The organism is Pleurocapsa minor HA4230-MV1 (assembly GCA_019359095.1).
GTDB lineage: Bacteria > Cyanobacteriota > Cyanobacteriia > Cyanobacteriales > Xenococcaceae > Waterburya > Waterburya minor.
Genome location: JAHHHZ010000021.1, coordinates 257,213 through 282,822, shown reverse-complemented (window position 1 = coordinate 282,822; position 25,610 = coordinate 257,213). Strand labels below are relative to the sequence as shown.

The 25,610-nt window shown below is 40.6% G+C and carries 23 protein-coding genes; 11 read left to right on the top strand and 12 right to left on the bottom strand.

The annotated features are described in order from the left end of the window. Window positions 1-65 precede the first annotated feature (65 nt). A complete protein-coding gene (locus KME09_13550; GenBank protein ID MBW4534955.1) occupies window positions 66-1,199 on the top strand; it encodes a glycosyltransferase family 4 protein in 1,134 nt (377 codons plus the stop codon). A 223-nt stretch (window positions 1,200-1,422) separates the two neighbouring features. Here KME09_13550 and KME09_13545 read toward each other — a convergent pair whose 3' ends face one another. Both KME09_13545 and KME09_13540 read right to left on the bottom strand, forming a co-directional pair. After that, a complete protein-coding gene (locus KME09_13545; protein MBW4534954.1) occupies window positions 1,423-2,760 on the bottom strand; it encodes a response regulator in 1,338 nt (445 codons plus the stop codon). A 135-nt stretch (window positions 2,761-2,895) separates the two neighbouring features. Next, on the bottom strand, window positions 2,896-3,873 hold the full coding sequence (locus KME09_13540) for an aldo/keto reductase (GenBank protein MBW4534953.1): 978 nt from the start codon (window positions 3,871-3,873) through the stop codon (window positions 2,896-2,898). Between the two features lie 149 nt (window positions 3,874-4,022). On the opposite strand from KME09_13540, the gene KME09_13535 reads away from it, so the two are divergent. Continuing rightward, the gene (locus KME09_13535) at window positions 4,023-5,747 is read left to right on the top strand and encodes an ATP-binding protein (GenBank protein MBW4534952.1); all 1,725 of its coding nucleotides are present in this window, start codon (window positions 4,023-4,025) and stop codon (window positions 5,745-5,747) included. A gap of 105 nt (window positions 5,748-5,852) precedes the next feature. Here KME09_13535 and KME09_13530 read toward each other — a convergent pair whose 3' ends face one another. Further along, window positions 5,853-6,053, bottom strand: coding sequence for a chlorophyll A-B binding protein (locus KME09_13530; protein ID MBW4534951.1), 201 nt, complete (start codon window positions 6,051-6,053; stop codon window positions 5,853-5,855). A gap of 368 nt (window positions 6,054-6,421) precedes the next feature. Between KME09_13530 and KME09_13525 the strand changes: the two genes are divergently transcribed. Continuing rightward, window positions 6,422-6,625, top strand: a complete 204-nt coding sequence (locus KME09_13525) for an NblA/ycf18 family protein (GenBank protein MBW4534950.1) — start codon at window positions 6,422-6,424, stop codon at window positions 6,623-6,625. Here KME09_13525 and KME09_13520 read toward each other — a convergent pair. The 5 genes from KME09_13520 to KME09_13500 all read right to left on the bottom strand — a co-directional run bounded on the left by KME09_13520 (window position 6,538) and on the right by KME09_13500 (window position 10,761). Further along, complete coding sequence (locus KME09_13520) at window positions 6,538-6,903, bottom strand: DUF29 domain-containing protein (protein MBW4534949.1); 366 nt, start codon at window positions 6,901-6,903, stop codon at window positions 6,538-6,540. The two genes, KME09_13525 and KME09_13520, sit on opposite strands and share 88 nt — an antisense overlap. Before the next feature lie 88 nt (window positions 6,904-6,991). Beyond that, on the bottom strand, window positions 6,992-7,348 hold the full coding sequence (locus KME09_13515; protein MBW4534948.1) for a hypothetical protein: 357 nt from the start codon (window positions 7,346-7,348) through the stop codon (window positions 6,992-6,994). A gap of 35 nt (window positions 7,349-7,383) precedes the next feature. Beyond that, window positions 7,384-8,280 (bottom strand): ABC transporter permease, encoded by an 897-nt coding sequence (locus KME09_13510; GenBank protein ID MBW4534947.1) that lies wholly within the window; start codon window positions 8,278-8,280, stop codon window positions 7,384-7,386. 60 nt (window positions 8,281-8,340) lie between these two features. Next, a complete protein-coding gene (locus tag KME09_13505; GenBank protein ID MBW4534946.1) occupies window positions 8,341-9,726 on the bottom strand; it encodes a cytochrome P450 in 1,386 nt (461 codons plus the stop codon). 15 nt (window positions 9,727-9,741) lie between these two features. After that, complete coding sequence (locus KME09_13500; protein ID MBW4534945.1) at window positions 9,742-10,761, bottom strand: ATP-binding cassette domain-containing protein; 1,020 nt, start codon at window positions 10,759-10,761, stop codon at window positions 9,742-9,744. Between the two features lie 359 nt (window positions 10,762-11,120). Between KME09_13500 and KME09_13495 the strand changes: the two genes are divergently transcribed. The 4 genes from KME09_13495 to acnB all read left to right on the top strand — a co-directional run bounded on the left by KME09_13495 (window position 11,121) and on the right by acnB (window position 16,276). Further along, window positions 11,121-11,315 carry a DUF2862 domain-containing protein gene (locus KME09_13495; GenBank protein MBW4534944.1) on the top strand — a complete coding sequence of 65 codons (195 nt, stop codon included), beginning with the start codon at window positions 11,121-11,123 and terminating at the stop codon, window positions 11,313-11,315. A gap of 51 nt (window positions 11,316-11,366) precedes the next feature. Next, a complete protein-coding gene (locus KME09_13490; GenBank protein ID MBW4534943.1) occupies window positions 11,367-12,455 on the top strand; it encodes an ArsA family ATPase in 1,089 nt (362 codons plus the stop codon). Window positions 12,456-12,513: 58 nt separating this feature from the next. Continuing rightward, window positions 12,514-13,503: a chlorophyll synthase ChlG gene (gene chlG, locus KME09_13485; GenBank protein ID MBW4534942.1), complete on the top strand. Its 990-nt coding sequence runs from the start codon at window positions 12,514-12,516 to the stop codon at window positions 13,501-13,503. 175 nt (window positions 13,504-13,678) lie between these two features. Beyond that, a complete protein-coding gene (acnB, locus tag KME09_13480) occupies window positions 13,679-16,276 on the top strand; it encodes a bifunctional aconitate hydratase 2/2-methylisocitrate dehydratase (GenBank protein MBW4534941.1) in 2,598 nt (865 codons plus the stop codon). A gap of 374 nt (window positions 16,277-16,650) precedes the next feature. Here the strand turns inward: acnB and KME09_13475 are convergent, their stop codons facing one another. The 4 genes from KME09_13475 to KME09_13460 form a co-directional block, all read right to left on the bottom strand. After that, the gene (locus KME09_13475) at window positions 16,651-18,066 is read right to left on the bottom strand and encodes a phosphoglucosamine mutase (GenBank protein ID MBW4534940.1); all 1,416 of its coding nucleotides are present in this window, start codon (window positions 18,064-18,066) and stop codon (window positions 16,651-16,653) included. Between the two features lie 233 nt (window positions 18,067-18,299). Continuing rightward, on the bottom strand, window positions 18,300-18,602 hold the full coding sequence (locus tag KME09_13470; protein ID MBW4534939.1) for a hypothetical protein: 303 nt from the start codon (window positions 18,600-18,602) through the stop codon (window positions 18,300-18,302). A 97-nt stretch (window positions 18,603-18,699) separates the two neighbouring features. Next, window positions 18,700-19,293 (bottom strand): DUF3177 family protein, encoded by a 594-nt coding sequence (locus KME09_13465; GenBank protein ID MBW4534938.1) that lies wholly within the window; start codon window positions 19,291-19,293, stop codon window positions 18,700-18,702. A 304-nt stretch (window positions 19,294-19,597) separates the two neighbouring features. Continuing rightward, complete coding sequence (locus KME09_13460; GenBank protein MBW4534937.1) at window positions 19,598-19,822, bottom strand: Calvin cycle protein CP12; 225 nt, start codon at window positions 19,820-19,822, stop codon at window positions 19,598-19,600. Window positions 19,823-20,213: 391 nt separating this feature from the next. Here KME09_13460 and KME09_13455 point away from each other — a divergent pair, with 391 nt between their 5' ends. From KME09_13455 to KME09_13440, 4 genes are all read left to right on the top strand, one after another. Beyond that, window positions 20,214-21,440: an MFS transporter gene (locus KME09_13455; protein ID MBW4534936.1), complete on the top strand. Its 1,227-nt coding sequence runs from the start codon at window positions 20,214-20,216 to the stop codon at window positions 21,438-21,440. Window positions 21,441-21,809: 369 nt separating this feature from the next. Continuing rightward, complete coding sequence (locus KME09_13450; protein ID MBW4534935.1) at window positions 21,810-23,267, top strand: diguanylate cyclase; 1,458 nt, start codon at window positions 21,810-21,812, stop codon at window positions 23,265-23,267. Window positions 23,268-23,386: 119 nt separating this feature from the next. After that, entirely contained in the window at window positions 23,387-24,508 is a 1,122-nt protein-coding gene (locus KME09_13445) for an RNA methyltransferase (GenBank protein MBW4534934.1), read from the top strand. 225 nt (window positions 24,509-24,733) lie between these two features. Beyond that, a complete protein-coding gene (locus KME09_13440) occupies window positions 24,734-25,609 on the top strand; it encodes an NTP transferase domain-containing protein (GenBank protein ID MBW4534933.1) in 876 nt (291 codons plus the stop codon). The last annotated feature ends 1 nt before the right edge of the window (window position 25,610 follow it).

The following is a 25,610-nucleotide window of genomic DNA, read 5'->3' as shown; positions in this document are numbered from 1 at the left end:
AACATTTTTGAAAAATTATTTCTTACTTCCTATTTCCTATTTCCTATTTCCTATTTCCTTTTCCCATGCCTAAACTATTAGTTGTGACGACAGTTCCCATTACAATTCGCAGTTTTCTGCTTCCTTTGATCGAGCATTGCCAAAGTTTGGGCTGGCAGGTAGACGGTATGGCGCAGGGAATTGAAAGCGATCGAGATTGTGTAGAGACATGCGATCGCATTTATGATATTCAATGGTCACGTAATGTCTTCGATCCGAGAAATTTATGGGCTGGAGTCTCGCGAGTTAAGCAAGTAGTGGCACAAGAAGATTACGATCTAGTTCATGTTCATACTCCTATTGCTGCCTTTGTCACGCGCTATGCTCTAAGAAATAACCGAAAAACCAAGGTCATCTATACAGCACATGGTTTTCACTTTTATCATGGCGGTAATGCACTTAAAAACTTTATTTTCCTGAGTTTAGAGAAGCTAGCTGGTGCATGGACTGATTATTTAATTACAATTAACCGAGAAGACGAAGCTGCTGCTAAAAAATATAACTTTCTTCCTGATGCCAAAATTTATTATACTCGTGGCATCGGCGTAGATACTGATTATTATGCTTCTGGCAAGGTCGATCCTGCAAATCTAGCACAAGTACGTCAGCAGTTGAATTTAGCCGACTCTGATACTCTATTGCTTTCTATTGCTGAATTTACTCCTCGTAAAAGACATCAAGACTTACTCAATGCTTTAGCCAAAGTAGCTAATCCTCAAGTTCATTTAGCGTTAGCAGGAGAAGGCCCTATTCAACCAAAAATGGCAGAATTAGCCCAGCAGCTAGGTATAGCAAAACAAGTGCATTTTTTAGGTTATCGCCAAGACATACCCACCTTAATTCAAGCAGCCAATGCTGTATTACTAGTTTCTCAACAGGAAGGGCTACCTCGCAGCATTATGGAAGCAATGTGTTTAAGTACCCCTGTGATTGGCTCAAATATTCGCGGTACGCAAGATCTGTTGGAGAACGGCTGTGGTTTATTAGTCCCTCTTGGTGATACTAACGCCCTAGCACAAGCAATGTCCCAGATAGTTGAAGATCCCAATAGCCTGGCAGTAATGGCGACAAAAGCTCGGACAAAAATCGCGAGCTACGATCTGCAAAAAATTCTTCAACAATACTCTGAGATCTATCAACTAGCCTTGAGTGATATTTGACTATCCTCACCGCTTCTAATATGAAATACAAATAAGAATGATACAGATAAATAGTCCCTAAGTCCCCAAGTCCCCGACGCGAAGCTAGTCCTAAAGGATAAGCTTCGCAAATGGTATACCGCTACGCGACGCGGAGCTAGTCCTTTAGGGCATATCCTTTAGGGCATATCCTTTAGGGCAAGTCTTTTATTTGTAGCAAACATTTGCAGATTTAAGATTAAGTCTAAATGCGCGTCAGCTTAATCGGTTTTTTAGGTGGTTTTTCTAAGTTGTTTAAGTTGTCCAATTTTAGTTTAGACCAAACAATACGTTGTCTTAGTAACCAGATCGATAGACCTACGGCAATAATACAAAAGGTTCGGAAATAGTCAATTGCTCCCACCTGGGCATCTGCCATCAAATAGTGGGGGCCAACTAGGATGGTGTGCAGCACTGCTAAAGCCATTACAGGGACACTTAATAAGTGAATGTGACGCCAAGCATTGCCTAATTTACGCTGCAAAAATCGGAAGCTAGTCATTGCCATAAGAGCCATGATACCTAGAGAGATTATACCTACCCACATCCCCCACTTGTGTTGAGCAGACATCAGCCCAATTGTGGCTAAATTTCCTTCTAAAGAATCTCTCGTAACATAAATTACATGAGCAAGTACAGCTGCAAAAGCAATAACATCAATGGCTCGACGATATTTCAAAGGAGCATCCCACCAACCTTTGAGCGGACGGGCGACTAAGGCGAGCATCAGGAAGAATAATCCTACATGCCCAAGATGATTACCTATAACATTGATCTGGGATAGTACAATAACTGCCAATGCTGCCAGCGACCAATCTCCATAGGGCAAAAAGGGTCTTTCTGACTTTGGTTGTTTAGTTTGGTTGACTTGAGTAGCTTGAGTAGCTTGAGTAGCTTGAGTAATTTGAGTAACTTGGATAGCTTGGATGGCTTGGGGTTGGGATGTAACTACTGGAGAGTCTATGGCACTCACTGTATCAGAAGTTAAATTGAGAGCATTGGAGATAGAATCTTGATCCGTATTTTTTACTAGGGTATCGAGTAATCCTGCGGCAAAATGGTACGAACCACGATAAACAGAGCGAATCGCTAAAGCTAATTCGCTAATAACCATATTTTTAAACACGTAGCCAATGGCTCCAGCGGCTATTATCTCTGAGACGATCGAATCGTCATTAAATGAACTCAAAATGAGAATTTTTACATCAGGGTAATGCTTGGTAATTTTTTTGGTAGTTTCTAGACCACCCATCCCAGGCATCAACAAATCTAAAACTACTACATCGGGCTTAATTTTGCTTACCTGTTCAATTGCATCTTTCCCGTTAAGTGCAAATCCAACTATATCAATATCTTGAACTTCATCAAAGATCGCTTGTAATCCTTCACAAACAAGCCTGAGATCGTCAACAATCAATACTCGAATTTTTTGCTCAGAAAAATCCTGGCTGACATCTTTTGTAGTACTAAGAAGAGAAGAATCTTTAGAAGATGGCTCTGCGACAACTGATTGTCTACTTTCCACCACATCATTAGTAGTCATACTCGATCAATATCAATTATTAGGTTTTCAAAGGCATTGTTCTCAAAATACCAGAAAGAAGTTGGATTCTCAAATTAAATACCTAAATATGACAAAAACAACTAAATTAAACTCTTAATATAAATTGTAGTTTTTTTATTTGCTCTGAAATATGTTTTGAACCATTGATTGATCGATCCCTGCTGCTGCGCAATCTAATTCAGCGATTTCTCCCGCGTCTAATAACCAATTTTTGGCTTCAATATTATCCTGTGCCTGTTGAATGTTTTTTGCTCCAGGAATCGGTATTGTCCCCTTAGCAATACACCAATTAATTGCTACTTGCGCCATGGTTTTATTACGGGATTGCGCGATCGCCTTGACACAATCTAACAGCGGTTTAGCTTCAGGGACTAATCTTTTAAACAGCAATCCCCGTAAACCTTTGGGGTAGTTACTTGGCTCGTTATATTTACCGCTTAAGATGCCCAAGCACAGGGGACTATAAGCAATCAGTTTAATACCCAATTCATCACAGGTTTCCTTGAGGTTTAGTTCAGTTACGGGATAGGTTGAAAGTAAAGAGTATTGCACCTGGAGAGTGGCAATGGGGATATGGCGATCGCTAAATTTTTGCTGAACTTGCTTTAATCTTTTGGTTCCATAGTTAGATAGTCCTACACCCTTAATTAATCCCTGTTCATACAAATCTGCTAATCCATCTAGAAGCTGCCATTCTTGCCAGGGAAAGTAATTGGCCGTTGACCAGTGCATCTGTGCTAAATCTACCCTACCCATGCGCTGTATAGAAGCTAGTCCTGCCTTGACCATTGATTTTGAAGTTAATCGCCAAGGATAGGCTGCAAGTTTAGTCGCCAAACAGATTTGCTCTTTATTTACCCCCTGATATTCTCGCTCGAATTTTCCCAGCAGCTTTTCACTTTGACCATTGAGTTTACCTGTACCATAAGAATCACCAGTATCAAATAAGGTAACGCCATTAGCAACGCACAGATCGAATACTTGTTGTAATTGAGAATTCATACTCTGGTCATAACCCCACAGCAGACGATTTCCCCACGCCCAAGTCCCGCAACCCATTTGAGGTAACATTAGTCCTTTTGTACTTGACACCATAACTTTTTAATTTAATTTGATAGGATATTAAAAACTAAATCGGCTAGAATTAGCGGAATAAGCGTCTCTTTAGCAGAAAAATCCTGCATATCAGCAAAAATGTATTCGCCCTTGCATCTTCACTAACATCTGATAACTAACAAAACATGAACTCACAACTCCCTTTAGGTTCAGTCATTCAAGGTTCTTTGACCAAAGGTTTAGAAGTAAGATTACACCCAGATGTCTCAGTGGAAGATATGCGTGTTGGTAAATTTTTAGTGGTACAGGGGACTAGATCGCGTTTTTTCTGTTTACTGACTGATGTTTCCCTTGGCTGTTCGAGCGATCGCATTATTGCTAATCCTCCTCCGATTGACGATACTTTTTTAAGAGATGTTTTAGCAGGAAGCGGTACTTACGGTACAGTTGCCCTCTCGCCGATGTTGATGTTTACGCCGACAGCAACCCAGAGCGATTTTCCCAGCTTACCCATAGATCCCGATCTAGATCTTAATACTAGTTTGGGTTCAATGCAGCCAAACACCAGTGCGGACATGGAATTACTGCCTGTCAAAACAATTCCCGCTCACTTTAGTCAAGTTTATGAAGCAACTGAACATGACTTTCGCAGTGTTTTTGGTTGGGAAGACGATCCTTTTCGGCGCAATTTTTCCGTTGGTCAACCTTTGGATATGGAAGTGCCTGTCTGTATTGACCTAGATCGCTTTGTGGAGAGAAGCAACGGCATCTTTGGTAAATCTGGGACAGGTAAATCATTCCTAACTCGCCTATTACTATCAGGGGTAATTCGCAAGGAAGCAGCAGTTAATCTGATGTTTGATATGCACTCTGAGTATGGTTGGGAAGCCATGAAAGAAGGCAAACAAGTAAGTACTGTTAAAGGTTTGCGTCAGCTATTCCCAGGTAAAGTAGTGATGTACACCCTCGATCCCGAATCTACTAAACGCCGAGGTGTTAGGGATGCTCAGGAACTTTATCTCAGCTACGATCAGATTGAGATTGAAGACTTAAAACTCGTTTCCTCCGAGTTAGGACTATCTGAAGCAGCAATGGATAACGCCAACATTCTCTACAATGAGTATGGCAAGTCTTGGATCATGCGTTTGGTCAACATGACCAACGAAGATATTAAAATGTTCTGCGAGTCAAAACAGGGACATCAGGGTTCAATCTCCTCTTTGCAGCGTAAACTAATGCGCTTTGATACCCTTAAATATATTCGCTCAGCCTGTCCCCATAACTATATCGATCAATTAATTCAAGATTTGGCAGCAGGAAAAAACGTAATCATTGAATTTGGCTCTCAGTCTAATATGCTGTCTTATATGCTGGCGACTAATATGATTACTCGTCGGATTCATGCCAGCTATGTCAAAAAAGCCGATCACTTCTTGCAAACTAAAAACCCCCTCGATAAACCCCGCCAGTTAGTGATCACGATTGAAGAAGCACACCGTTTTCTCGATTCTAGCGTCGTTCATCAAACCATTTTTGGCACGATCGCCCGTGAAATGCGCAAATATTTTGTTACCCTACTAGTAGTAGATCAGCGCCCGTCAGGAATCGATAACGAAGTTATGTCCCAGATTGGTACTCGCGTAACCTGCTTGCTCAACGACGAAAAAGACATCGAGGCGATCTTTACAGGGGTGTCTGGAGGAGCAAACTTAAAATCTGTTTTAGCCAAGCTAGATTCTAAACAACAGGCTTTAATTTTAGGTCATGCTGTACCGATGCCTGTAGTTGTCCGTACTCGCCCTTACGATGCCCAATTCTATCGCGAAATTGGCTGTACTGATTGGGAAGAAATGCCCAATGAAGAAGTATATGCTGCTGCTGAAGTTGCCAAGGCTGACTTAGGATTTTAGATAGGATTTTAAAACTACTACAAAATAACCCCGTCAAAGACAGGGTTATAAATTAAATTAATTCGCTAATTCGCTATCAATTTCTTCAAAAATTTAAGTCAGAGATTATGCTATGCCAAGCCAATGAAAAAAGCCTTGTCCAGTAGTTAATTCCACAACCATTGCGCCTAAAAAGCCAATCATTGCTAATCTACCATTCCAAATCTCTGCACTAGGATTAGAACCGAATTGAAATTTAGTCGCAAATTCACCATATTTGCGCTCGGACTGAGATCCATAATGTTCGTCTGGTGTTTTGTTTTGCATATTTGCCATTTTTATAATTCCCTTAATTGTGATGAAAGATTAACTACTTTTAAGATAGAAAATATATTTCTTAATGTTATCTATCTTTAGTAATATTTCAAAATAGATTCAGGTCATCTCAATATTTTATTTATCCAGAAGCATAGGTGCGTTATTGGATATAAGTGATACCAAAAAGTATTTAAATGTATCATAAATCACAAAAAAGCTAAGATAATCACAGAAAATTAGCTAAAAAAGTATTATAAATAACTTTTTGTCCAAGATTTAAATGTGGAATATTTGATCGGTCTTTAGATAGGTATCAATTAAAAAAGCTTTGATTACTATCAAAGTAATAAACATTATTTCAAACATTTAGGTGTGTGATGAGCGAAAATAATACACTAACAATCGAGCAAGAGTTTCATCTGAGAAAAATAGCGGATCAAACTAAAAGTTTATCTCAGCAACAAGCACAAGAATTAATAGTTGAATTACAACGTCAGATGATATTGAAACTGGGGTTTTGTTTGATTAAACTTTTAATTCGCCGTCGAAAATTAATTATTTCTACTTTCCAGTGCTTATAGTTACGGTGGCGCGTTTTTGGGAAGAATACTCTTACCAAAAAGCCGCCACGTTCTTTTTCGGCTGACCAGTACTGTAATTTTAAGATATGAGCAATCAAGCGTTCTAAATAACTCTCAAGCGATCGCTTTGATGATTTCCCCATATCATCAATTTCATCAAGCAAATTATCCCAGTCCATATTCTCAAAATCTCGATTTTGAATTGCTTTTTTGGTTTCTTCAACCCATAAATTGAAGTCGCGATCGTGTAATTCTTTGATACTTTTCAAGTCTTGCATTACCTATAATTGAGAAGATTTGTCTTGTCAAAACTAAAAAATGGGTTCAGCGATCGCCAAACCCATTTAACTAGCAAAATTTTATAGTCTACTTAACAGTTTCTCTGGTTTCCACTGGCTGTTTTGGTACAGACTGCTGTTGTTCTAAAATTCTTTGCTGTTGAAGACGTTTAAAGTCCGAAGCAGAATTGTCCATTTGAATTTGAGATTCTTGACCAAACTCGTCTGCACTACGGCCATTTGCTTGTTGAGCGCGATGCATAATATCTAGAGGATTTAACCCCGCAGGCGCATCTCCATAGATCCCATTTTTTTCGTTAGGCTGATAGCCGTCATCAGCACCCGTACTAGATTGAGCTAAAACAGCGGAATTTAATCCCGCGATCGCCACTAAAGCTATTCCTACTGACCAACAAATTGGATTTAAGCGGTTATTTTTAATCATAATTAAACCTCACCATAAAAGCTAATATTATTTTTTTAGGCAAAACGACGACGTAATAAAGGTTGAATTGCCAGTAAGATCAAAGCGTCAAACGCTAACAATACTAAGATAACAGCACCAAAACTAAACCCGAACCAGGGAGTATCCATTACCAGACTGTTAATCCCCCAATCTCCATGACTATAAATATAGCGAATTGGTTCAATCGCATAAGTTAACGGATTAAGACTGGCAATTACCTGAAGCCAATCCGCCATAAAACTTAAGGGAGCAAGAGCCGTACTCGCAAACAATAGGGGTAAGTTAGTCACAAAAATCACGGCAATTAGTTCAATATGACCAGGGAGAGCAAATGCCAAACCCAGACTCAAAGCGGTAACTCCTAGAACGATGAGAAAGACGATTAAGGCGATCGCACTTAACCCAGCCAACCCTGGTAACCCCGCACCTAATACAGCACTGGCGAAGATAATCACTGCGGTCTGAATAAAGCTCAGGGCAATGATATAAACTGTCGAAGCTGCCACAATAGAGTAACGGGAAGACAATGGTGCTACTAGCAAACGGTTCAAAAACCCAAATTCACGGTCAAACATTACAGGTAATCCAGCGTTTAATGCTCCCGAAAAAGCAGTAAAGACAATGACACCTGGCGCTAGGAATTTGGCATAACTCAAGTCAGTACCAAATAATCCCGATGGTGCTTTGCTAAACAAGGCGCCAAATAAGACCAACCACATAAAGGGTTGAATGATGCCCGCAATTAGAGTCGAAGGACGACGTTGCAGTTGAATAAATAGACGTTGAGTCAGGGCTAATGTTTCCTGAATAAAATCACCCAGAGAATTACTTGACTCACTATTTTGTCTGCTGATACCAATATTAGGTGCTAAAGCCGACTTGATTTTACTACTAGAGATAGATTGACTCATAAATTTATTGGTGATGGTAAACAGGATGTTGGTTGATTTAAAATTAGTTAGTTTAACTTGTTATGCTTGCCTATTTTTTATACCTATTACCTTCATTTTAACTCCGCCTTCAGGAGTAAAAGTAAAACCCCGACGACCAGATTTCAATGGGCGATGATCGAGCAATTCTAATTTGATCTGGGACATAATAGTCGCTAAAACTAGCTTCATTTCAAATAAGGCAAAAGCATAACCCAAGCATCGACGATTTCCCCCGCCAAAAGGCAAATATTCATAGGGAGAGAACTGTCTTTCAATAAACCTTTCTGGTTTGAATTCTTTTGCTTGAGGATAAAGATCTTCTCGTTGATGGGTTAAATAAATAGAAGGAAATAAAGATGTTCCCGCTTCCAGCCGATATCCCATTAATTCAAAGGGTTGTTTTAATTGACGACCAACAAATACCACTACGGGATTTAATCTGAGGGTTTCTGAGACGATCGCACTGAGATAGGGAAGTTTAGCAATATCGGTAAATTCGCTGTTTTTAGCCAACGAATCTAATTCTTGTCGGCACTTTTGACCGACTTGAGGCAAACGATGTAGCCAGTAAAATGACCAAGCCAAAGAACTTGCAGTAGTTTCATGTCCTGCAAATAACATAGTCATCAATTCATCGGCGATCTCTCGATCGCTCATTGCTTGACTATCTTCGTATCGAGCTGATAGCAATAAGCTGAGGATATCTTCCCCCATAGTAGCGGGATTTTGACGACGGCGATCGCATTCCTCTTGTAAAATCTTTTTAATCTGATCTTGTTGTTGGCGAAACTTACTCCAGGGAGTTAATCCACCCAAGTCTTTTTGTAAGGCGGGAAAAAATAAGAAAAAAGAACGCAGTGGCGAGTTAAACGTCTCCAACCAATCGACTAAAATTGCTTTAAGGTGATCTAATCTTTGTCCTTGCTCCAAACCAAAAATAGTCCTTAAAATAATCCGCAGGGAAATCTCTTGAGTATAATCTCGAATACAAATAGTTTGACCAACCTGCCATTGAGATATCACTTCTTCCGTCACACTAACCATAGTTTGACCGTAGCTTTTCATCCTCTCCCCGTGAAAAGGTGGCATCAGTAACTTTCGATGTTGTTTGTGTTCGATGCCGTCTAGCAATACTAAAGATTTATCTCCCAGCAAAACTCTGATTGGCGCAGTGGACTGTTGACCAATTTCAAATAAATTAGGATCGGCGGTAAATACTTGTTCAATTGCTTGAGGATTACTGAAAATTACATAAGGAGGCATTAAAGAAGATTTTGAGCCATAAAATATCTCGCCATATTTTTGGTTATATCTTTCTAATGTGCCAAACTGATCGAGTAAAGCTTGAACCATAACGACGATCGCAGGAGCTTTTGAACCAGGAGGAAGTTTGGGTTTAGCTGATGAGGGAATTACAGTAGTCATCGTTTAATAAACAGGTTACTTCATTTGCTGTTTTTTCTCTTTTTTCAGATCCCTGGTGCTAGATGCAGCTATTTGAGCATCCATAATAGTTTGTCCAGTAGCTGCGAGATAAACATCATCAAGACTAGGGCGAGACTGCGATAAGCTAAATGTCGGTAGCTCGACTTCTGCTAGAGACTGCTCGATTTTACTGAGGGAACTTTGACCAGATTTGACAATCAAGTTGAGAGAATTACCCTGGACAGCATTGATAATTACTTCTTCCACGAAAGGCAAAGATTCTAAAATATGCTTGGCTTTAGCTGCTTCTTCATCACTGGTGAACTCTCTAATTTTTAAGGTAACGCGATCGCCACCCAATTTATCTTTCAATTCTGACGGTTTACCCTCATCAATCACCACTCCTTGATCGATAATTGCCAAGCGATCGGCTAAAGCATCGATTTCCTCTAGGTAATGACTAGTAATTAGAACAGTTGTTCCTGCTGCGCGCAGTTCTTGTAAAAACTCCCACACCACCAGCCGACTTTCAATATCCAAACCAACTGTAGGCTCATCTAAAACCAAAACTTCAGGCTGATGTAATAATCCCGCTGCTAAATCTAGACGTTTACGAATTCCCCCAGAATAAGTGCCTGTCTTCTTGTTGGCATATTCTGACAAGCCTAATACTTCAATTAATTGTTGAATGCGATCGCCAATTATTTTTTGGGGTAAATGGTAAAGTGCTGCCTGTAACTTCAATAGCTCTCTACCAGTTAATACCTTGTCAATTGCTACTTCTTGGGCCACATAACCCAACCGTTGTCGTACTGCTTTCGGGGAAGCGATCGCACTAATTCCCCCGACTTCAATCTTGCCAGCATTAGGTTTAGCTAGAGTACACAAACAGCGAATAGTGGTGGTTTTGCCCGCACCGTTGGGGCCTAATAAACCAAAGATTTCTCCTGGCTGGACAGTGAAAGAAATATCTTTTACCGCCTGGACATCACCATAGCTTTTTTGTAGGTTTTCAATTAAAACGGCAGCCGACATACTATTTAAAAATTGTTTTGTCTACATTTTATATATTTATTGTAATAGTTCTGCTGATGACAGATGTTAAGTAATTATCTAGATCCTGCTAATTTACCCTAGGGTTTTTACTTGGGGACTTGGGGACTTGGGGACTTGCCCTAAAGGACTAGCTTCGCGTCGGGGACTTGGGGACTTGCTGATATATTAACTTCAAACTGCTAGTTTTTTATTTCTCTATCTCCCTACTTCCCTACTTCCCTAAATAATTGCAATTACTTGCGTAACGTTAGATCTAGAGTAACGTTGACTTTTAAGAAGGGGTGGTTTTGCTTTAAACTGTGAGTTGGCTCATTATAATTCAGGATAAATTCATAGCAATGGAAATCGGGCAAAAGGTCAAGGTTTATCGCCTCAGAGATCGAGTAAATAGAAACGTTGCGGGAACGTTAGGCAAAGTTGGTACCATTAAAGAATATAGAATGACCGATGGCAGTGGCGTTGGTGTGGTGGTTCAATTTGACGATCGCTCCTCAACCTGGTTTTTTGAGGATGAAATCAAGCCCGTAAACTAGTCATAATAAATTAAATCTATAACAGACTAAAATTTCACTAAATTCTTAAATATGTCCTCGATCGTCACCTTTTTAGGTAAAGGCGGTACGGGTCGCACCATCAGCGCGATCGCAACTGCTAAAAAACTAGCTACAGAAGGCAGAAAAGTACTTTTAATGGGGCAAGATCCTACCCCTGCTTTTGGTTTAATCTTAGGCGTACCACCAACTACCGAACCCCAAGAGATTGGGGCGAATTTGGCGGTGATGCAGTTAAACTCTGCCGTCTTGTTAGAAAATAGCTGGGAACAAGTTAAGCAAATTGAAGCCCAATATTTGCGATCGCCAATTCTTAAACAGGTATATGGTCAAGAGCTAGGTATCCTGCCAGGCATGGATCGGGCCTTAGCGCTTAATGCTATTCGCGAATATTATCAAAGCAATCAATATGACGTAATTGTTTATGATGGGACAGGAGGCATCGACACTTTAAGGATGTTTGGTCTACCCGCTAACTTAAGCTGGTATTTCCGCCGTTTTCGCGGTATTTTTGCTGAATCCGATATTGTCAAAACTCTGTCTCCTTTCGTCCAGCCTGTGAGCAGTGCTATTTTTAACACTTCTTGGTCAGCCAATGATCTGACAGGCAATGCTAATAATCCAGCAACTCAAATGCTCGAAGACGGTACAGCAGCATTGAGCAAAGGTAATGTGATGGCTTATTTAGTCACGACTCCTGACCCTATAGAGATCGCTACAGCTAAGTATCTCTGGGGTAGCGCTCAACAGGTTGGTTTAGGTGTTGGGGGAGTGTTGGTCAATCGAGGAGAAGCGGTCACTGATGAATTTGAACCGTTACCAGTTACCTCAATGCCGAATTACGACGGGAACAACTGGCAACCTTTGATCGATCAATTGCCGAAGATGCCAAGCAGTGTTGATATTCCTCAAGCAACAGAATTTGTCATGGCAGAGCGTAAAGTAAAAGTATACTTGCCAGGATTTGACAAAAAAGATGTCAAGCTAACTCAATATGGGCCAGAAATTACCATTGAAGCGGGAGATCAGCGACGCAATATTACCCTTCCTCCTGCTTGGCGTGGTAACTCAGTCACAGGGGCTAAATTTGCCAATGGTTATTTAGAAGTAACGGTAGGTTAGTTGAGTAGGGGTAAGCAGCCACACAAGAGTCAAAAGCAAACAAACGTTTAATATCATCATGTCTGATTCCACCACCAATCCCGAACAACCGAATAACTCAGGTAATTCTAAGACTCGTCAACTGCTGGGGATGAAAGGCGCAGCAGCAGGAGAAACATCTATTTGGAAAATACGCCTTCAGCTAATGAAGCCGATTACCTGGATTCCGCTGATCTGGGGCGTTATTTGTGGCGCAGCTTCTTCGGGCAACTATACCTGGACAGTGGAAAACTTCTTACTTTCCGCAGCCTGTATGTTACTTTCAGGCCCTTTAATGACGGGCTATACGCAAACCGTTAACGAGCTATACGATCGCGATATTGATGCGATTAACGAGCCATATCGGCCGATTCCTTCTGGGGCGATTTCTCTACCCCAGGTAAAGGTACAGATCTTTGTGCTGTTATTTGCTGGCATAGCTTTAGCCTATGGTTTAGATCTTGCCGTGGGTCATGATTTCCCCACCATCCTCTGTATTGCCTTGGGTGGCTCATTGGTAGCATATATTTACTCCGCACCACCATTAAAACTGAAGCAAAACGGCTGGCTAGGTACTTATGCCTTGGGTTCGAGCTATATTGCTCTCCCTTGGTGGACTGGTCATGCCTTATTTGGCGATTTAAACTGGACAATCGTCATTTTGACCCTAATCTATAGTTTTGCTGGATTAGGAATTGCCATTGTCAACGACTTTAAAAGCGTCGAAGGCGATCGCGAATTAGGTCTGAAATCTTTGCCTGTTATGTTTGGGGTAACTACTGCTGCTTGGATTTGCGTAATTATGATCGATGTTTTTCAAATCGGCATCAGTGGCTATCTCGTGTCAGTTCATGAAAATCTTTACGCCACGATTGTCTTTTTGCTAGTGATTCCCCAAATTGTTTTTCAGGATATGTACTTTTTGCGTAATCCTTTAGAAAATGATGTTAAATATCAAGCCAGCGCTCAACCATTCCTAGTATTCGGGATGCTGTTTACGGGTATTGCTTTGGGACATGCAGGAATATAAATCAATTAACATCGATTGCTCAATGTTGAACGATCGCGCGCCTATTGATAACGTGAAGCTTAATCGACAATATCTCATTTAAAAATACTCTTTGTGAACAAAATAGACTAAGAGATCGATGAGAGAATAAATATTCTGTTATTTATCTGCATATTAGAAAGGAGAACTAAATATAATGCTAGAAGGCTATAGAAAACACGCAGCAGAAAGAGCAGCCTTGGGTATTCCTGCTTTACCTTTAACGGCACAACAAACTTCAGAATTATGTGAAATTTTAAAAAATCCAGCAGCAGGCGAAGAAGAGGAACTGTTGGGGTTGTTGCGCGATCGCGTCCCCCCTGGTGTAGATGATGCAGCCTATGTTAAGGCTGGTTTCTTAACTGGTGTAGCTAAGGGTGAAATTAACTGTCCGATAGTTTCGGCGGTAGAGGCAGTACATTTACTGGGAACGATGATTGGCGGCTATAACGTTCATTCTCTGGTGGATTTACTCAAGTCTGAAGATAAGGCGATCGCTACAGAAGCAACTACGGCTTTAAGCAAGACTCTATTAGTGTTTGATGCCTTTAACGACGTATTAGAACTGGCTAAAAGTAATTCTTTTGCCCAGCAGGTAATTGATTCTTGGGCAGATGCAGCTTGGTTTACTAGTCGTCCTCAGCCACCTGAAGCCATTACCGTAACGGTATTTAATGTACCAGGGGAAACAAACACCGACGATCTATCTCCTGCACCCCACGCCACTACTCGTCCCGATATTCCCCTCCACGCCTTAGCAATGCTAGAGTCGAAGATGCCTGATGGCTTGGAAACTATTGCCCAGTTAAAAACCAAAGGTCATCCTGTAGCTTATGTCGGTGATGTAGTTGGTACTGGTTCATCTCGTAAATCGGCAATTAACTCGGTGCTATGGCATATTGGTGACGAAATCCCCTTTGTGCCTAATAAAAAAGCTGGGGGTTATATTTTAGGCAATAAAATTGCACCGATCTTCTTCAATACAGCAGAAGATTCTGGGGCATTACCCATTGAGTGCGATGTCTCTCAGATGAAAACAGGAGATGTCATTACTATTCATCCCTATCAAGGCAAAATTACTAACGAAGCGGGTGAGGTGATTTCTACTTTTACCCTCAAACCAGACACGATCATTGATGAAGTTCGTGCGGGGGGAAGAATTCCCTTACTTATTGGTCGCGCCTTAACTGATAAAACTCGTGCAGCCTTAAACTTACCTGTCTCATCAGTCTTTACTCGTCCGTCTCTACCAGTCGATACTGGCAAAGGCTTTTCTCTGGCACAAAAAATGGTCGGCAAGGCTTGTGGTTTAACTGGAGTTCGCCCAGGTACATCCTGCGAGCCAATGATGACTACAGTTGGTTCTCAAGATACCACTGGGCCAATGACTAGAGATGAATTAAAAGAGTTAGCCTGTCTTGGTTTCAATGCCGATTTAACTCTGCAAACTTTCTGTCATACCGCAGCTTATCCCAAGCCTGTGGATATCAATACTCACAAGAATTTACCAGACTTTTTCTCTACTCGTGGTGGTGTAGCCTTACGCCCAGGAGATGGAATTATTCACTCTTGGCTCAATAGAATGTTGTTACCCGACACAGTGGGGACTGGTGGCGACTCCCATACTCGCTTTCCTCTCGGCATCTCTTTCCCTGCTGGTTCTGGTTTAGTCGCCTTTGCAGCAGCATTAGGAGTCATGCCTTTAGATATGCCTGAATCTGTGCTGGTTCGTTTCACAGGAGAATTACAGCCAGGAATTACTCTCAGAGATATTGTTAACGCTATTCCCTGGGTGGCTATTCAACAAGGAAAACTAACCGTCTCCAAAGAAAATAAGCAAAATGTCTTTAACGGACGAGTCATGGAAATGGAAGGCTTGCCCGATCTTAAAGTAGAACAGGCATTTGAACTTACCGATGCTACCGCCGAGCGTTCTTGTTCTGGCAGTACGATTAAACTTAGCGAAAATACCGTTGCTGAATATCTACGTTCTAATATAGCGCTGCTAAAAAACATGGTAGCGCGGGGTTACAGTGATGGTCGTACCTTAATGCGTCGGGTAGCCAAAATGGAACAATGGTTAGCCAATCCTGAATTAATGTCTGCGGACAAAGATGCAGAATATGCCGACACAATTGAAATCAACCTGAGTGAAATCAAAGAACCGATCGTTGCTGCACCCAACGATCCTGATAACGTCAAGCTCATGTCAGAATGTGCGGGAGACAAAGTAGATGAAGTGTTTATTGGTTCTTGCATGACTAACATTGGACACTATCGCGCTGCTGCTAAGATCCTCGAAGGTGCGGGAGTCGTCAAAGGAAGACTCTGGGTGTGTCCTCCTACTCGCATGGATGAAAAACAACTCCGTGAAGAAGGAATATATGGCATCTTTGCTGCTGCTGGCGCTCGGACTGAAATGCCTGGCTGTTCCCTCTGTATGGGTAATCAAGCCCGTGTGGAAGATAACGCCACTGTCTTTTCTACTTCTACCCGTAACTTCAATAACCGTATGGGTAAAGGCGCGCAGGTTTACTTAGGTTCAGCGGAATTAGCTGCTGTATGTGCCTTGTTGGGTAAGATTCCTACAGTGGATGAATATATGGCAGTTGTCAAAGAGAAAATTGCTCCCTTTGAAGGTGATTTATATCGCTATCTCAACTTCGATCAGATTGAGAATTTTGCCGATGAAGGTAGAGTGATTGCGTTAGAAGATATGCCTAAGATTGAGGATATTTTAGGGATGCCTGTTTGATACGAAGTCCGTTTAGACAATTGCCATAAAACTCGCGCAAAGACGCAAAGACGCAAAGACGTTTATCTCGCTTAGTTTGGGGCAAAGATTTTATAAGAAGTTAAAACAATCAAAATCCGTAGGGTGGGCATTGCCCACCCTACTCAAATGAACCCAGTACTTTAGCCTAGACGCCCTACTACCCAGTCTCTTATTACTTTTGAGAAATGGTATTATCTCGCTTAGTTTGGGGCAATTCGCCCCTACTAGATCATATGTTTTTTAGATGAAATACAAATAAGAATGATACAGATAAATAGTCTCCAAGTCCCCGACGCGAAGCTAGTCCTTTAGGGCAAGTCTTCCATTTGTAGCAAACATTTGTAGATTTTTTATTAGATCGCAGCAGCTAAATTTTGTTCGATTACTCGCACCAGTTTATCTGTCCAATAGATAGTTAACTGCTGTTCGGCAGCTTCAACCATGACGCGAATCAAGGGTTCTGTTCCTGAAGCTCGAACTAAAATTCTGCCCTGTTCACCCATTGCTGCTTCTGCTTGAGCGATCGCCTGCTGGACAGGTTCACATTCTTGCCATTTGCTACGACGTTCGCGATCTTCGACTATGACATTGCGCAGAATTTGGGGATAGGTTTGGAAACTGTTATCTACTAATTCTTTTAAAGAGGTTTCAGACTGTTTAACCAAAGAAGTTAAATGTAGGGCGGTTTGAATACCATCTCCTGAAACTCCGTGGTGGTGGCAAAGAATGTGTCCTGACTGTTCTCCCCCCAACATTGCCCCTGTCAGCCACATCGCTTCTTGAACATGGCGATCGCCTACAGCAGTACGCTGGATCTTACCTCCCTTGGCTTGCCAAGCTCGCTCAAAGCCTAAATTAGCCATTACTGTAGCCACAATTAAATCATCGGGTAGCTGCTGGCTCTGACGTAGTAAATCACCCCAAAAATAGAGGATGTAATCACCATCAATTACTCTACCCTGACTGTCTACCGCCATCACTCGATCCGCATCACCATCAAAGGCAAATCCTAGATCGGCATGATAGTCTCTTACCCCTTGCTTTAATAGTTCTAAATGGGTAGAACCGCAATTAACATTAATCAGATCGCCATTGGCTAAATGGTTAAGACTAATTACTTCTGCCCCCAACTGCTCAAAGATTGCTGGAGCCACCTTGACCGATGCGCCCCAGGCTAAATCTAAGACAATACGCATTCCCTGAAAATTGGTGTTTTGAGGCAGAGACTGTTGCAAAGACTGGACATATTGTTGAACTAATTCGGGGCGCTGATAAGATTTACCCCAAACTAAATTAGCCTCATGGAGTATCCGATCATTTCTCAGGTGAGTCTCAATTTTTTGGGTTAGAGAGTCAGATAATTTAGTCCCCTTTTTGCCAAAAAACTTAATTCCGTTATCTTGTGGGGGATTATGGCTAGCCGAAATCATAATTCCGCCAATTGCTTCGCTGTCACTGGCTAAATTAGCCACACAGGGGGTAGGACATAAACCTATGTTCCAAACTTCTAGTCCTGCGGTTGTTAATCCTGCTGCGATCGCCGAAGCTAACATATCACTAGAATTACGTGAATCTTGCCCCACAATAATTGGGCCCTGATGAGTCGCTGTCTGCTTTAAAACTTTACCAGCCCAATATCCTAGCTGTAGGGTGAAAGGTGCATTTAGAAGATCTCCCGCCTTCCCTCTAATTCCATCTGTGCCAAATAAAGGGGTTTGCGGTAATTGACTTGGATCAAATAAAGTCTGGGCTAAATTGTTCACACCTATACACTCCTAAAGCTGATCATTAATTAAATTTATTTAGTGTTTTTGCCAAATAATATTGTTTTATAATTGATGCAAAACATACTACAATTAATAATTTAATATATACTCAATATTCCTTGTATCTACCCAATAAGCTAAACGATATTTTGCTATTTTGGGTAAAACAACACTGTCATTGAGTATATCTGCTTAAAGCCAAGGGATGGTTAAGATTATTTAATCTCTAAATTCATCTATAAATTCATTGTTTCGAGGATCTTAATCATTTCTGGTAAAGTAAGCCCCGACTCAAGATAGCGAGGGTTGCTGGGATTATAGGGGCTGACAAGGCGATCGATTGAATTAATCGTTGAATCTGCGGCAATTATCGGAATATCAGGATCAAAAGCCGTCGGCATGACCAAAGAACTAGAGAAACCAGCAAAAATCATGACCGTATCGGATTCACCCGTAGCAGTCTCTAGGTGAACCATTAAGACCTCTTGTTTGCGCTTGAGGGTATATTGTTCTAAACGTAAGCCAATGGGTTCTAGCATAATTTTTCTAACTTTAAGTTCAACTTTGCGGACAGAAAAGGCACTAGCCTAGACCTATTTTCCCTATTTTGCTATTTTGATTCTCGCTCATCATTACTTACTGTTCCAACGCCGATCGCCCTTGTTTACCGAGACGGATCAGGACAAAATATGCCAGATAGATGATGTAGATAACTAAGCCAACTGAACCCATAAAGCCTAAAAATCCTTCATTTCCTGGTTTATTGTGGAAGAAGTTACGATAGGCTGCGGGCGCTTCTAACCATACCTGACAAAAAGCAGTTTTAGCAGTGCTGCTAGATATACCACAGGGAAGAAATAATGATTTAGCGATCGCTCCCAAAGTACAATAGGCTGTCATCGCCCAGCGCCAGGAGGTAAAGGTTAATTTAAGCAAAGTTTGGCGTGTGTCGCGAATTTCTTCATTGAGATCGACCCAAAACCACAGAGAAATGGCGATCAAGATGCGGGCTGCAAAACCACTAATAAATCCAACTTTCCAGCCAGGGATTAAGAGATAAACCGTGATCATTAATAAACTAGCAACTCGCCAATAAATGATCAGTAATCTTTGCATGGCTTCTTGTTTCTGAAATAAAGCCCAGATTAATAATCCTAAAGGCAGGATTACTGTTAACAATACTCCTAAACGATAGTCCATCCATACTAAAGATCTAAACCAAATATCCATTATTTATCTTGTTGAAATTGTATATACTATTTTGCTGTTAAAAATTAAACAGCTTGAAATTGTCTTTTAAGGGTGCATTAACAATTGCTCTAAGTCAACGCTGATGTATAGCCGTACAAAATTAGCTTAGGACAATTAGGGTGATCGGCTCGTAAGTAGTAAGTAGTAGGTAGTAGGTAGTCCTAAAGATGGAGTAAAAGGCAAAAAATAAAGATGAGAGTCCGACTTACTCTCACCTTTGTGGTTAATCTTAATTTATGAGAATTTATGAGAAAATTTCCGCCAATTAGCTTTGAGGGAATTGTTAGTCTTCGTATACGCGGCATTCTAGAGCATCAGGATTTTCATCACAGTAGACCTCTAGAGAGTTTTTGACAGGAGCTTTTTGCTTTTGGTGTGATGCTTCAGAAGATAATTCTTCGACTGTATCCCAAGCAACCGCGCATTCTCCCGAAGTATCTCCTTCAGTGCTACAAATTTCTCTAGCTTCTTGTCTAGCTTTTTGTACTTGTTCTTGTAAATCGCTCATATTAGTCCTCTTTTATTTAATATCTGGGTTATTTTATACCACAGCAAGGTTTTCGACTGTGATAAATGCTCGCATTTCCTTAACTTAGGAAATAAACCGTTAATTATTACAACTTATTATAAGACTTACAATTCGCTAGTTGTTTCATTGACGACATTGTGGTTTTCCTAAGCATTTATACTCTATAATTTAACATTGCTCTAATTGCCTTTACCTTGGATCTATCTATAGACTTAATTCTATCCATAAGCTTCAGTTAAACAGTTCAGACCATTGCATAATCGGGTTTGCAGTTGGGGCTAAGGAATATTAAACCAATACATAATAAACTTTTCTTAGCATAAAATACTCGATCGCAATCTGAGAAAAGTTCTGAATATTTTAACTATTTATGGCTAAGGTATTAAATTTTAGTCCCAAGGTGTGGATTTTGGCAGCAGGTAGATTGTTGTCGGAAATTGGCACTGGCTTTACTTTGTTTTATGCGCCGATTTTTTTCGTTAACGAAGTGGGACTTTCATCGACGTTAGTGGGGGTAGCTTTGGGTAGTGGCTCGATTTCTGGCATTGTGGGTAGATTTTTGGCAGGACAGGGAGTAGATTCAGCTCGTTGGGGACGCAGGAAAATTTTATTAATCTCCGCTGCGATTTCAGTTTTAGCAGACGTAGTTTTATCCTTGTCTTTTAATTTTTCCACCCTGGTATTGGGCAATTTATTGATGGGTTTTGGTGTGGGGATGTATTGGCCAGCCACTGAAGCAGCAATTATCGATTTAACTACACCTGAGCAACGTAACGAAGCTTTTGCGGTAACTCGACTAGCAGATAGTTTGGGCTTGAGTTTGGGGGTGGTGTTAGGGGGTGCTTTAATTGCCAACTCTGGTAACTATCGAACTTTGTTTCTGATTGACGGCGTTTCCTTTGCTGTTTTCTTCGGCGTAATTTATTTTGCGATCGCCGAAACTTATCAATTTAAACCACAATTGCTGGAAAATCAGCAGAATGGTTGGTCTTTTGCTCTACGCGATCGCGCTTTCATGGTGTTTGTGGCGGTAAATATTTTATTCACTATCTATTTATCCCAGGTACAAAGCACCATGCCTTTGTATTTGAAAAACTTTGTCCAGCTATCTGACTCTACAACTGGTTTCTCCGAAAAGGTCATCAGTGGTTTATTTACTTGGCACATTGCCTTGGCGGCGATTTGTCAGCTTCCTACTGCTTGGATACTCAACCGCTTTAGTCGGATTGCAGGATTGAGCTTGTCTTTTTTAATTTGGGGAATAGGTTTTATCTGCGTTTGGGTTACGGGCAATGTATCCGATCATACTTTGATTTGGGCAGGCTTAACTTTAGGGGTCATGTCTTTAGGCATGGTGACATATACTCCTGTTGCTTCTGGCTTAGTAGCAGAATTAGCACCTGAATCTTTGCGCGGGGTATACTTTTCGATTAATTCTCAATGTTGGGCGATCGGCTATTTGCTCGGGCCTCCATTAGGTGGTTGGGCATTAGATCATCCGCAATTTACAAGCTATTTTTGGCTAATCTGTGCAGCTTCAATCTTATTAGGTTTGGGAATTTTACAGTATCTCAAACGGTTAATTAAAATTAGGTAGTAGGTAGTCCTAAAGGATACCGCTTCGCATATAGGTAGTAGGTAATAAAAAAAGTCCTAATATTATCTATTATTGCTATATTTCAAAATTTACTTATTAATAAATATTAAAATAACTTTTTATCCGTAAATTAACGGAGTATTCAATTTAAACATATTAAACAAATAATTGTTTATAATTATTTACTATTTTTAGTAAAAGATTTATTTTATTGACATACAGCTTACTTTTATATCTATATACATTATTCACGCTATCGACAATAAACCAATAAATTGTTAAATTCAAATCATATCATTGCTGACTATAATCTTGTTGAATAACAACATAATAGACAGAAATACATTAGAAGTATCATGTTTTATTTTTATGTTAAAAAGATCTACTAATGATCTAACAAATATTGATTTGCAGAGTAATGCTAGTTTAACGGAGAAAATAACTAAGTTAGCTCCTAATATTATTTATATATACGATCTAGAAAAAAGGTGTAATGTCTACTCTAATCTTTTGCTCAGTAAAATTTTAGGCTATTCCAACTCAGAAATAAAGTCGATGAAACTGCTGCTGAGTAAGATATTTCATCCAGAAGATTTAAATGCGATCGCCCAGCATCATCAGGATTGTTTGCAGTTAAATCAAGGTGATTACTTAACTATTGAATATCGAGTCCAAGATAAACAAGGTCATTGGCATTGGTTAGAAAGCAAAGACACAGTTTTTGAACGAGATGTTTTAGGGAAACCAACTCAAATTTTAGGAGTTGCTCAAGATATTACGGAAATCAAAGAACTTCAGCTTAAAACTACTAAAAGAAATCTAAAATTAACCGAAGAAGTTATAGCTTTAAAAAACTGGCGTGATAAACATTTAAAGCTGGCAACAATGAATGAGTTTTTGCAGGCTTGCTTAACGACTAAAGAGGCTCAAACAGCATTAAGCAGTCTTTTACAGCCATTATTTCCTAATACTCATGGCGCAGTCTATTTGATGAAAAATAGCAAAAATCTGTTAGAAGCGATCGCCACTTGGGGAATAGTTAACAGCGATACTTTTGAACCCAATGAATGTTGGGCATTGCGCAAAGGAGACTTACATCTAGCCGATTCCAGTACTCCTGGTATCTATTGTAGTCATGTCGATCGCAGTGCCTGCCATCAGACAACTTTATGCATCCCCATGATTGCCAGAAGTAATACTCTAGGAATGCTATATTTACGTTTTGATACTCTTGAGCCGATCGGCGAATTAATTCAGGAATTAGCAAAAACGGTAGCGCAAAATATTGCCATGTCCTTTGCCAGTCTTGAGCTACAAGAACAGCTGAGATATCAAAGTCTGCGAGATCCTCTAACTAGATTATATAATCGTCGCTATTTACAGGAATCTTTAGAGAAAGAGCTAGATCGCGCTCACAGAAAGCAGCAGTTTATCGGCATAATCATGATCGATATTGACCATTTTAAAAATTTCAATGATGCTTATGGTCATAGTGTCGGCGATTTAGTCCTAAAAGAAGTCGGCAATTACCTCTTATCTCAAATCCGCCAGTATGATCTTGCCTGTCGTTACGGAGGAGAAGAATTAGTAATCGTCATGCCTGATGCTGCTATTGGCGATACTGTAATGCGAGCAGAAGAAATTAGGGCAGGAATTAAACAATTAAAACTAAAATACGATGAGCAAGAACTCGAATCGATTACTGTCTCGATTGGCGTAAGCTGTTTTCCTGACGATGGCATCACTAGCGAGCAGTTAATTCAAGCAGCAGACAAGGCTTTATATCAAGCAAAAGAACAAGGGCGCGATCGCGTTAAGCGATGTTGATTGTCGATCGAGATCATCCTCAAATCGGAGATGAATCCAGGTATGATAACTACAATGATCGCTTTTACTCAGAGGTTTTAAAGCTAACAGCCCAAAGCTAGCAGCCCAAAGCTATAAACATGGATAATTATTTTGCTACGGTGTCTCGCGGTTTGGAAGAAGTAGCTGCGGATGAACTAAGACGAATTGGTGCAGAGGATGTGCGCCCAGAATTTACAGGGGTACATTTTAGAGGCGATCGAAGATTACTTTATAAGGCAAATCTTTGGACGAGGACTACTTTTCGCATCTTAAAACCGATCGCTAGAGTAAAAAGTTTTAATGGTGATGAACTATATCGCAGCATCCAAAAGATTGACTGGTCAGAATATCTAGAGCCTGATATGACTTTAGCCGTAACCTGTACAGGCAAGAGTAAGCTACTCAATCATACTCACTTTACCGCGTTACAGATCAAGAATGCGATTACCGACTGGCAAAAGGTTAGAGGAGGAAAACGCTCTAGCATCGATACAGAGAACCCCGATCTACAAATTAATGCTCATATTGACGAAAAACACTGCATTATTAGCCTAGACAGTTCAGGCTCTAGCTTACACCGTCGCGGTTACCGCCCTGCCATTGGCGCTGCACCGATGAAAGAGACTCTGGCGGCAGCTTTACTAGACATGGCAGAATGGACACCAGATTTAGCCTTTCTCGATCCGATGTGTGGTAGTGGTACTTTACCCATTGAAGCGACTTTAAAAGCCTTAAATGTGGCTCCTGGACTCTATCGTGACTTTGGCTTTCAAACTTGGTTAGACTACGATCGCAACTTGTGGCAAAGTCTATTGAAAGAAGCTGAAGGACAACAAAAACACGATCTAAAAATCCCCATTATTGGTAGCGATCGCGATCTGCAAGTAATTAAACAAGCTTTTGTCAATGCTGAAAGTTCGGGCTTAGAAGACTATGTGCAGTTTGCCCGTCGAGAGCTGGCTGAGGTGGAAGCTCCAGCAGATCGCGGAGTCTTAATCTGTAATCCGCCTTATGGTGTCAGACTCGGTACAGAAGCCGAATTAGGGGAACTATATAAGCTGTTGGGAGACATCTTTAAACAAAGATTTAGAGGTTGGACAGCCTATGTTCTTACAGGTAGCATGAAGCTCTCTAAACAGGTTGGCTTGAGAACTTCCAAGCGCATTAAACTCTATAACGGCGCAATTCCCTGTACCTTATTGAAATATGAAATGTATTAATTTGGTAGGAAATAGGAAATAGTAAGTAGGTGGGTGTAATTAAATTGGAAATGAGGTTAGGGAGTAACAAGTAACGAGTAACAAATAGCTCTAAGGGTAGGGGTTTGATCAATTATTTTGCCTACCTACTTAATCAGTAATCAGTCCTAAAGGACGTTGTACCCTTGTGGTATAAGCTTCGCAAATAACCAGTAATCATTCATGTCAAGAAAAGTACGTAAGGCGATCATACCTGCTGCGGGGATGGGGACTCGGATGTATCCCGCTACCAAAGCCGTAAAAAAAGAGCTGTTGCCAATAATCGATCGCGATGGACGTGCCAAGCCAATTATTCTAGCAATTGTTGAAGAAGCTATTAGTGCAGGGATCGAAGAAGTGGGAATTGTGGTGCAGTCAGGCGATCGCGATTTGTTCTACGACCTCTTAAAATCTCCTCCTAAGCCTGAATTATGGTCTAAGTTGTCAGCTGAAAATAAGCAATACAGTGAATATTTAGCAGCTTTAGGCGATCGCATTACTATTTTGACTCAGACTGAACAACAAGGTTTTGGTCATGCTGTTTACTGTACTCGTGACTGGGTAAACGATCAGCCATTTTTACTTTTATTAGGGGATCATGTTTATACTTCCCAGATTGAATCTAGCTGTGCGACACAGATGTTAGATATTTATCAGCAAAATAATACTAGCGTGATTGGGATTACCGTCATGCAGGCGGATATTATTCACAAGGCGGGATGTGTTAGTGGCAGATGGAAAACGCCACAATCTATTTTAGAAATTGCTCAGATCTACGAAAAACCCACCCTAGAATATGCCAGAGAACATTTACGAGTACCTGGAATGAACGAGGATGAATTCTTGGGGATGTTCGGCATGTATATTCTCGAACCAACTATTTTTAAGCTACTAGCTTCAGAAATAGATAACAACGAACGTTTCCAAGGCGAGTTTCAGCTAACAACCTGCTTAGATAAATTAAGTCAGCAATATGGTGCGATCGCCTATCTTGTTCGGGGACAATACTACGATACAGGAATGCCCTTGTTCTATCGTCAAACTATGATCGATTATTACAATAATTTGATTACTGATTACTGAT

Coding starts and splice junctions, on each gene's coding strand:
- KME09_13535 (MBW4534952.1), top strand. CDS start 4,023: ATGAACTCACAACTCCCTTTAGGTTCAGTCATTCAAGGTTCTTTGACC.
- chlG (MBW4534942.1), top strand. CDS start 12,514: ATGTCTGATTCCACCACCAATCCCGAACAACCGAATAACTCAGGTAAT.
- KME09_13495 (MBW4534944.1), top strand. CDS start 11,121: ATGGAAATCGGGCAAAAGGTCAAGGTTTATCGCCTCAGAGATCGAGTA.
- KME09_13460 (MBW4534937.1), bottom strand. CDS start 19,822: ATGAGCGATTTACAAGAACAAGTACAAAAAGCTAGACAAGAAGCTAGA.
- KME09_13525 (MBW4534950.1), top strand. CDS start 6,422: ATGAGCGAAAATAATACACTAACAATCGAGCAAGAGTTTCATCTGAGA.
- KME09_13520 (MBW4534949.1), bottom strand. CDS start 6,903: ATGCAAGACTTGAAAAGTATCAAAGAATTACACGATCGCGACTTCAAT.
- KME09_13515 (MBW4534948.1), bottom strand. CDS start 7,348: ATGATTAAAAATAACCGCTTAAATCCAATTTGTTGGTCAGTAGGAATA.
- KME09_13450 (MBW4534935.1), top strand. CDS start 21,810: ATGTTAAAAAGATCTACTAATGATCTAACAAATATTGATTTGCAGAGT.
- KME09_13545 (MBW4534954.1), bottom strand. CDS start 2,760: ATGACTACTAATGATGTGGTGGAAAGTAGACAATCAGTTGTCGCAGAG.
- KME09_13455 (MBW4534936.1), top strand. CDS start 20,214: ATGGCTAAGGTATTAAATTTTAGTCCCAAGGTGTGGATTTTGGCAGCA.
- KME09_13550 (MBW4534955.1), top strand. CDS start 66: ATGCCTAAACTATTAGTTGTGACGACAGTTCCCATTACAATTCGCAGT.
- KME09_13470 (MBW4534939.1), bottom strand. CDS start 18,602: ATGCTAGAACCCATTGGCTTACGTTTAGAACAATATACCCTCAAGCGC.
- KME09_13500 (MBW4534945.1), bottom strand. CDS start 10,761: ATGTCGGCTGCCGTTTTAATTGAAAACCTACAAAAAAGCTATGGTGAT.
- KME09_13505 (MBW4534946.1), bottom strand. CDS start 9,726: ATGACTACTGTAATTCCCTCATCAGCTAAACCCAAACTTCCTCCTGGT.
- acnB (MBW4534941.1), top strand. CDS start 13,679: ATGCTAGAAGGCTATAGAAAACACGCAGCAGAAAGAGCAGCCTTGGGT.
- KME09_13530 (MBW4534951.1), bottom strand. CDS start 6,053: ATGCAAAACAAAACACCAGACGAACATTATGGATCTCAGTCCGAGCGC.
- KME09_13510 (MBW4534947.1), bottom strand. CDS start 8,280: ATGAGTCAATCTATCTCTAGTAGTAAAATCAAGTCGGCTTTAGCACCT.
- KME09_13490 (MBW4534943.1), top strand. CDS start 11,367: ATGTCCTCGATCGTCACCTTTTTAGGTAAAGGCGGTACGGGTCGCACC.
- KME09_13445 (MBW4534934.1), top strand. CDS start 23,387: ATGGATAATTATTTTGCTACGGTGTCTCGCGGTTTGGAAGAAGTAGCT.
- KME09_13465 (MBW4534938.1), bottom strand. CDS start 19,293: ATGGATATTTGGTTTAGATCTTTAGTATGGATGGACTATCGTTTAGGA.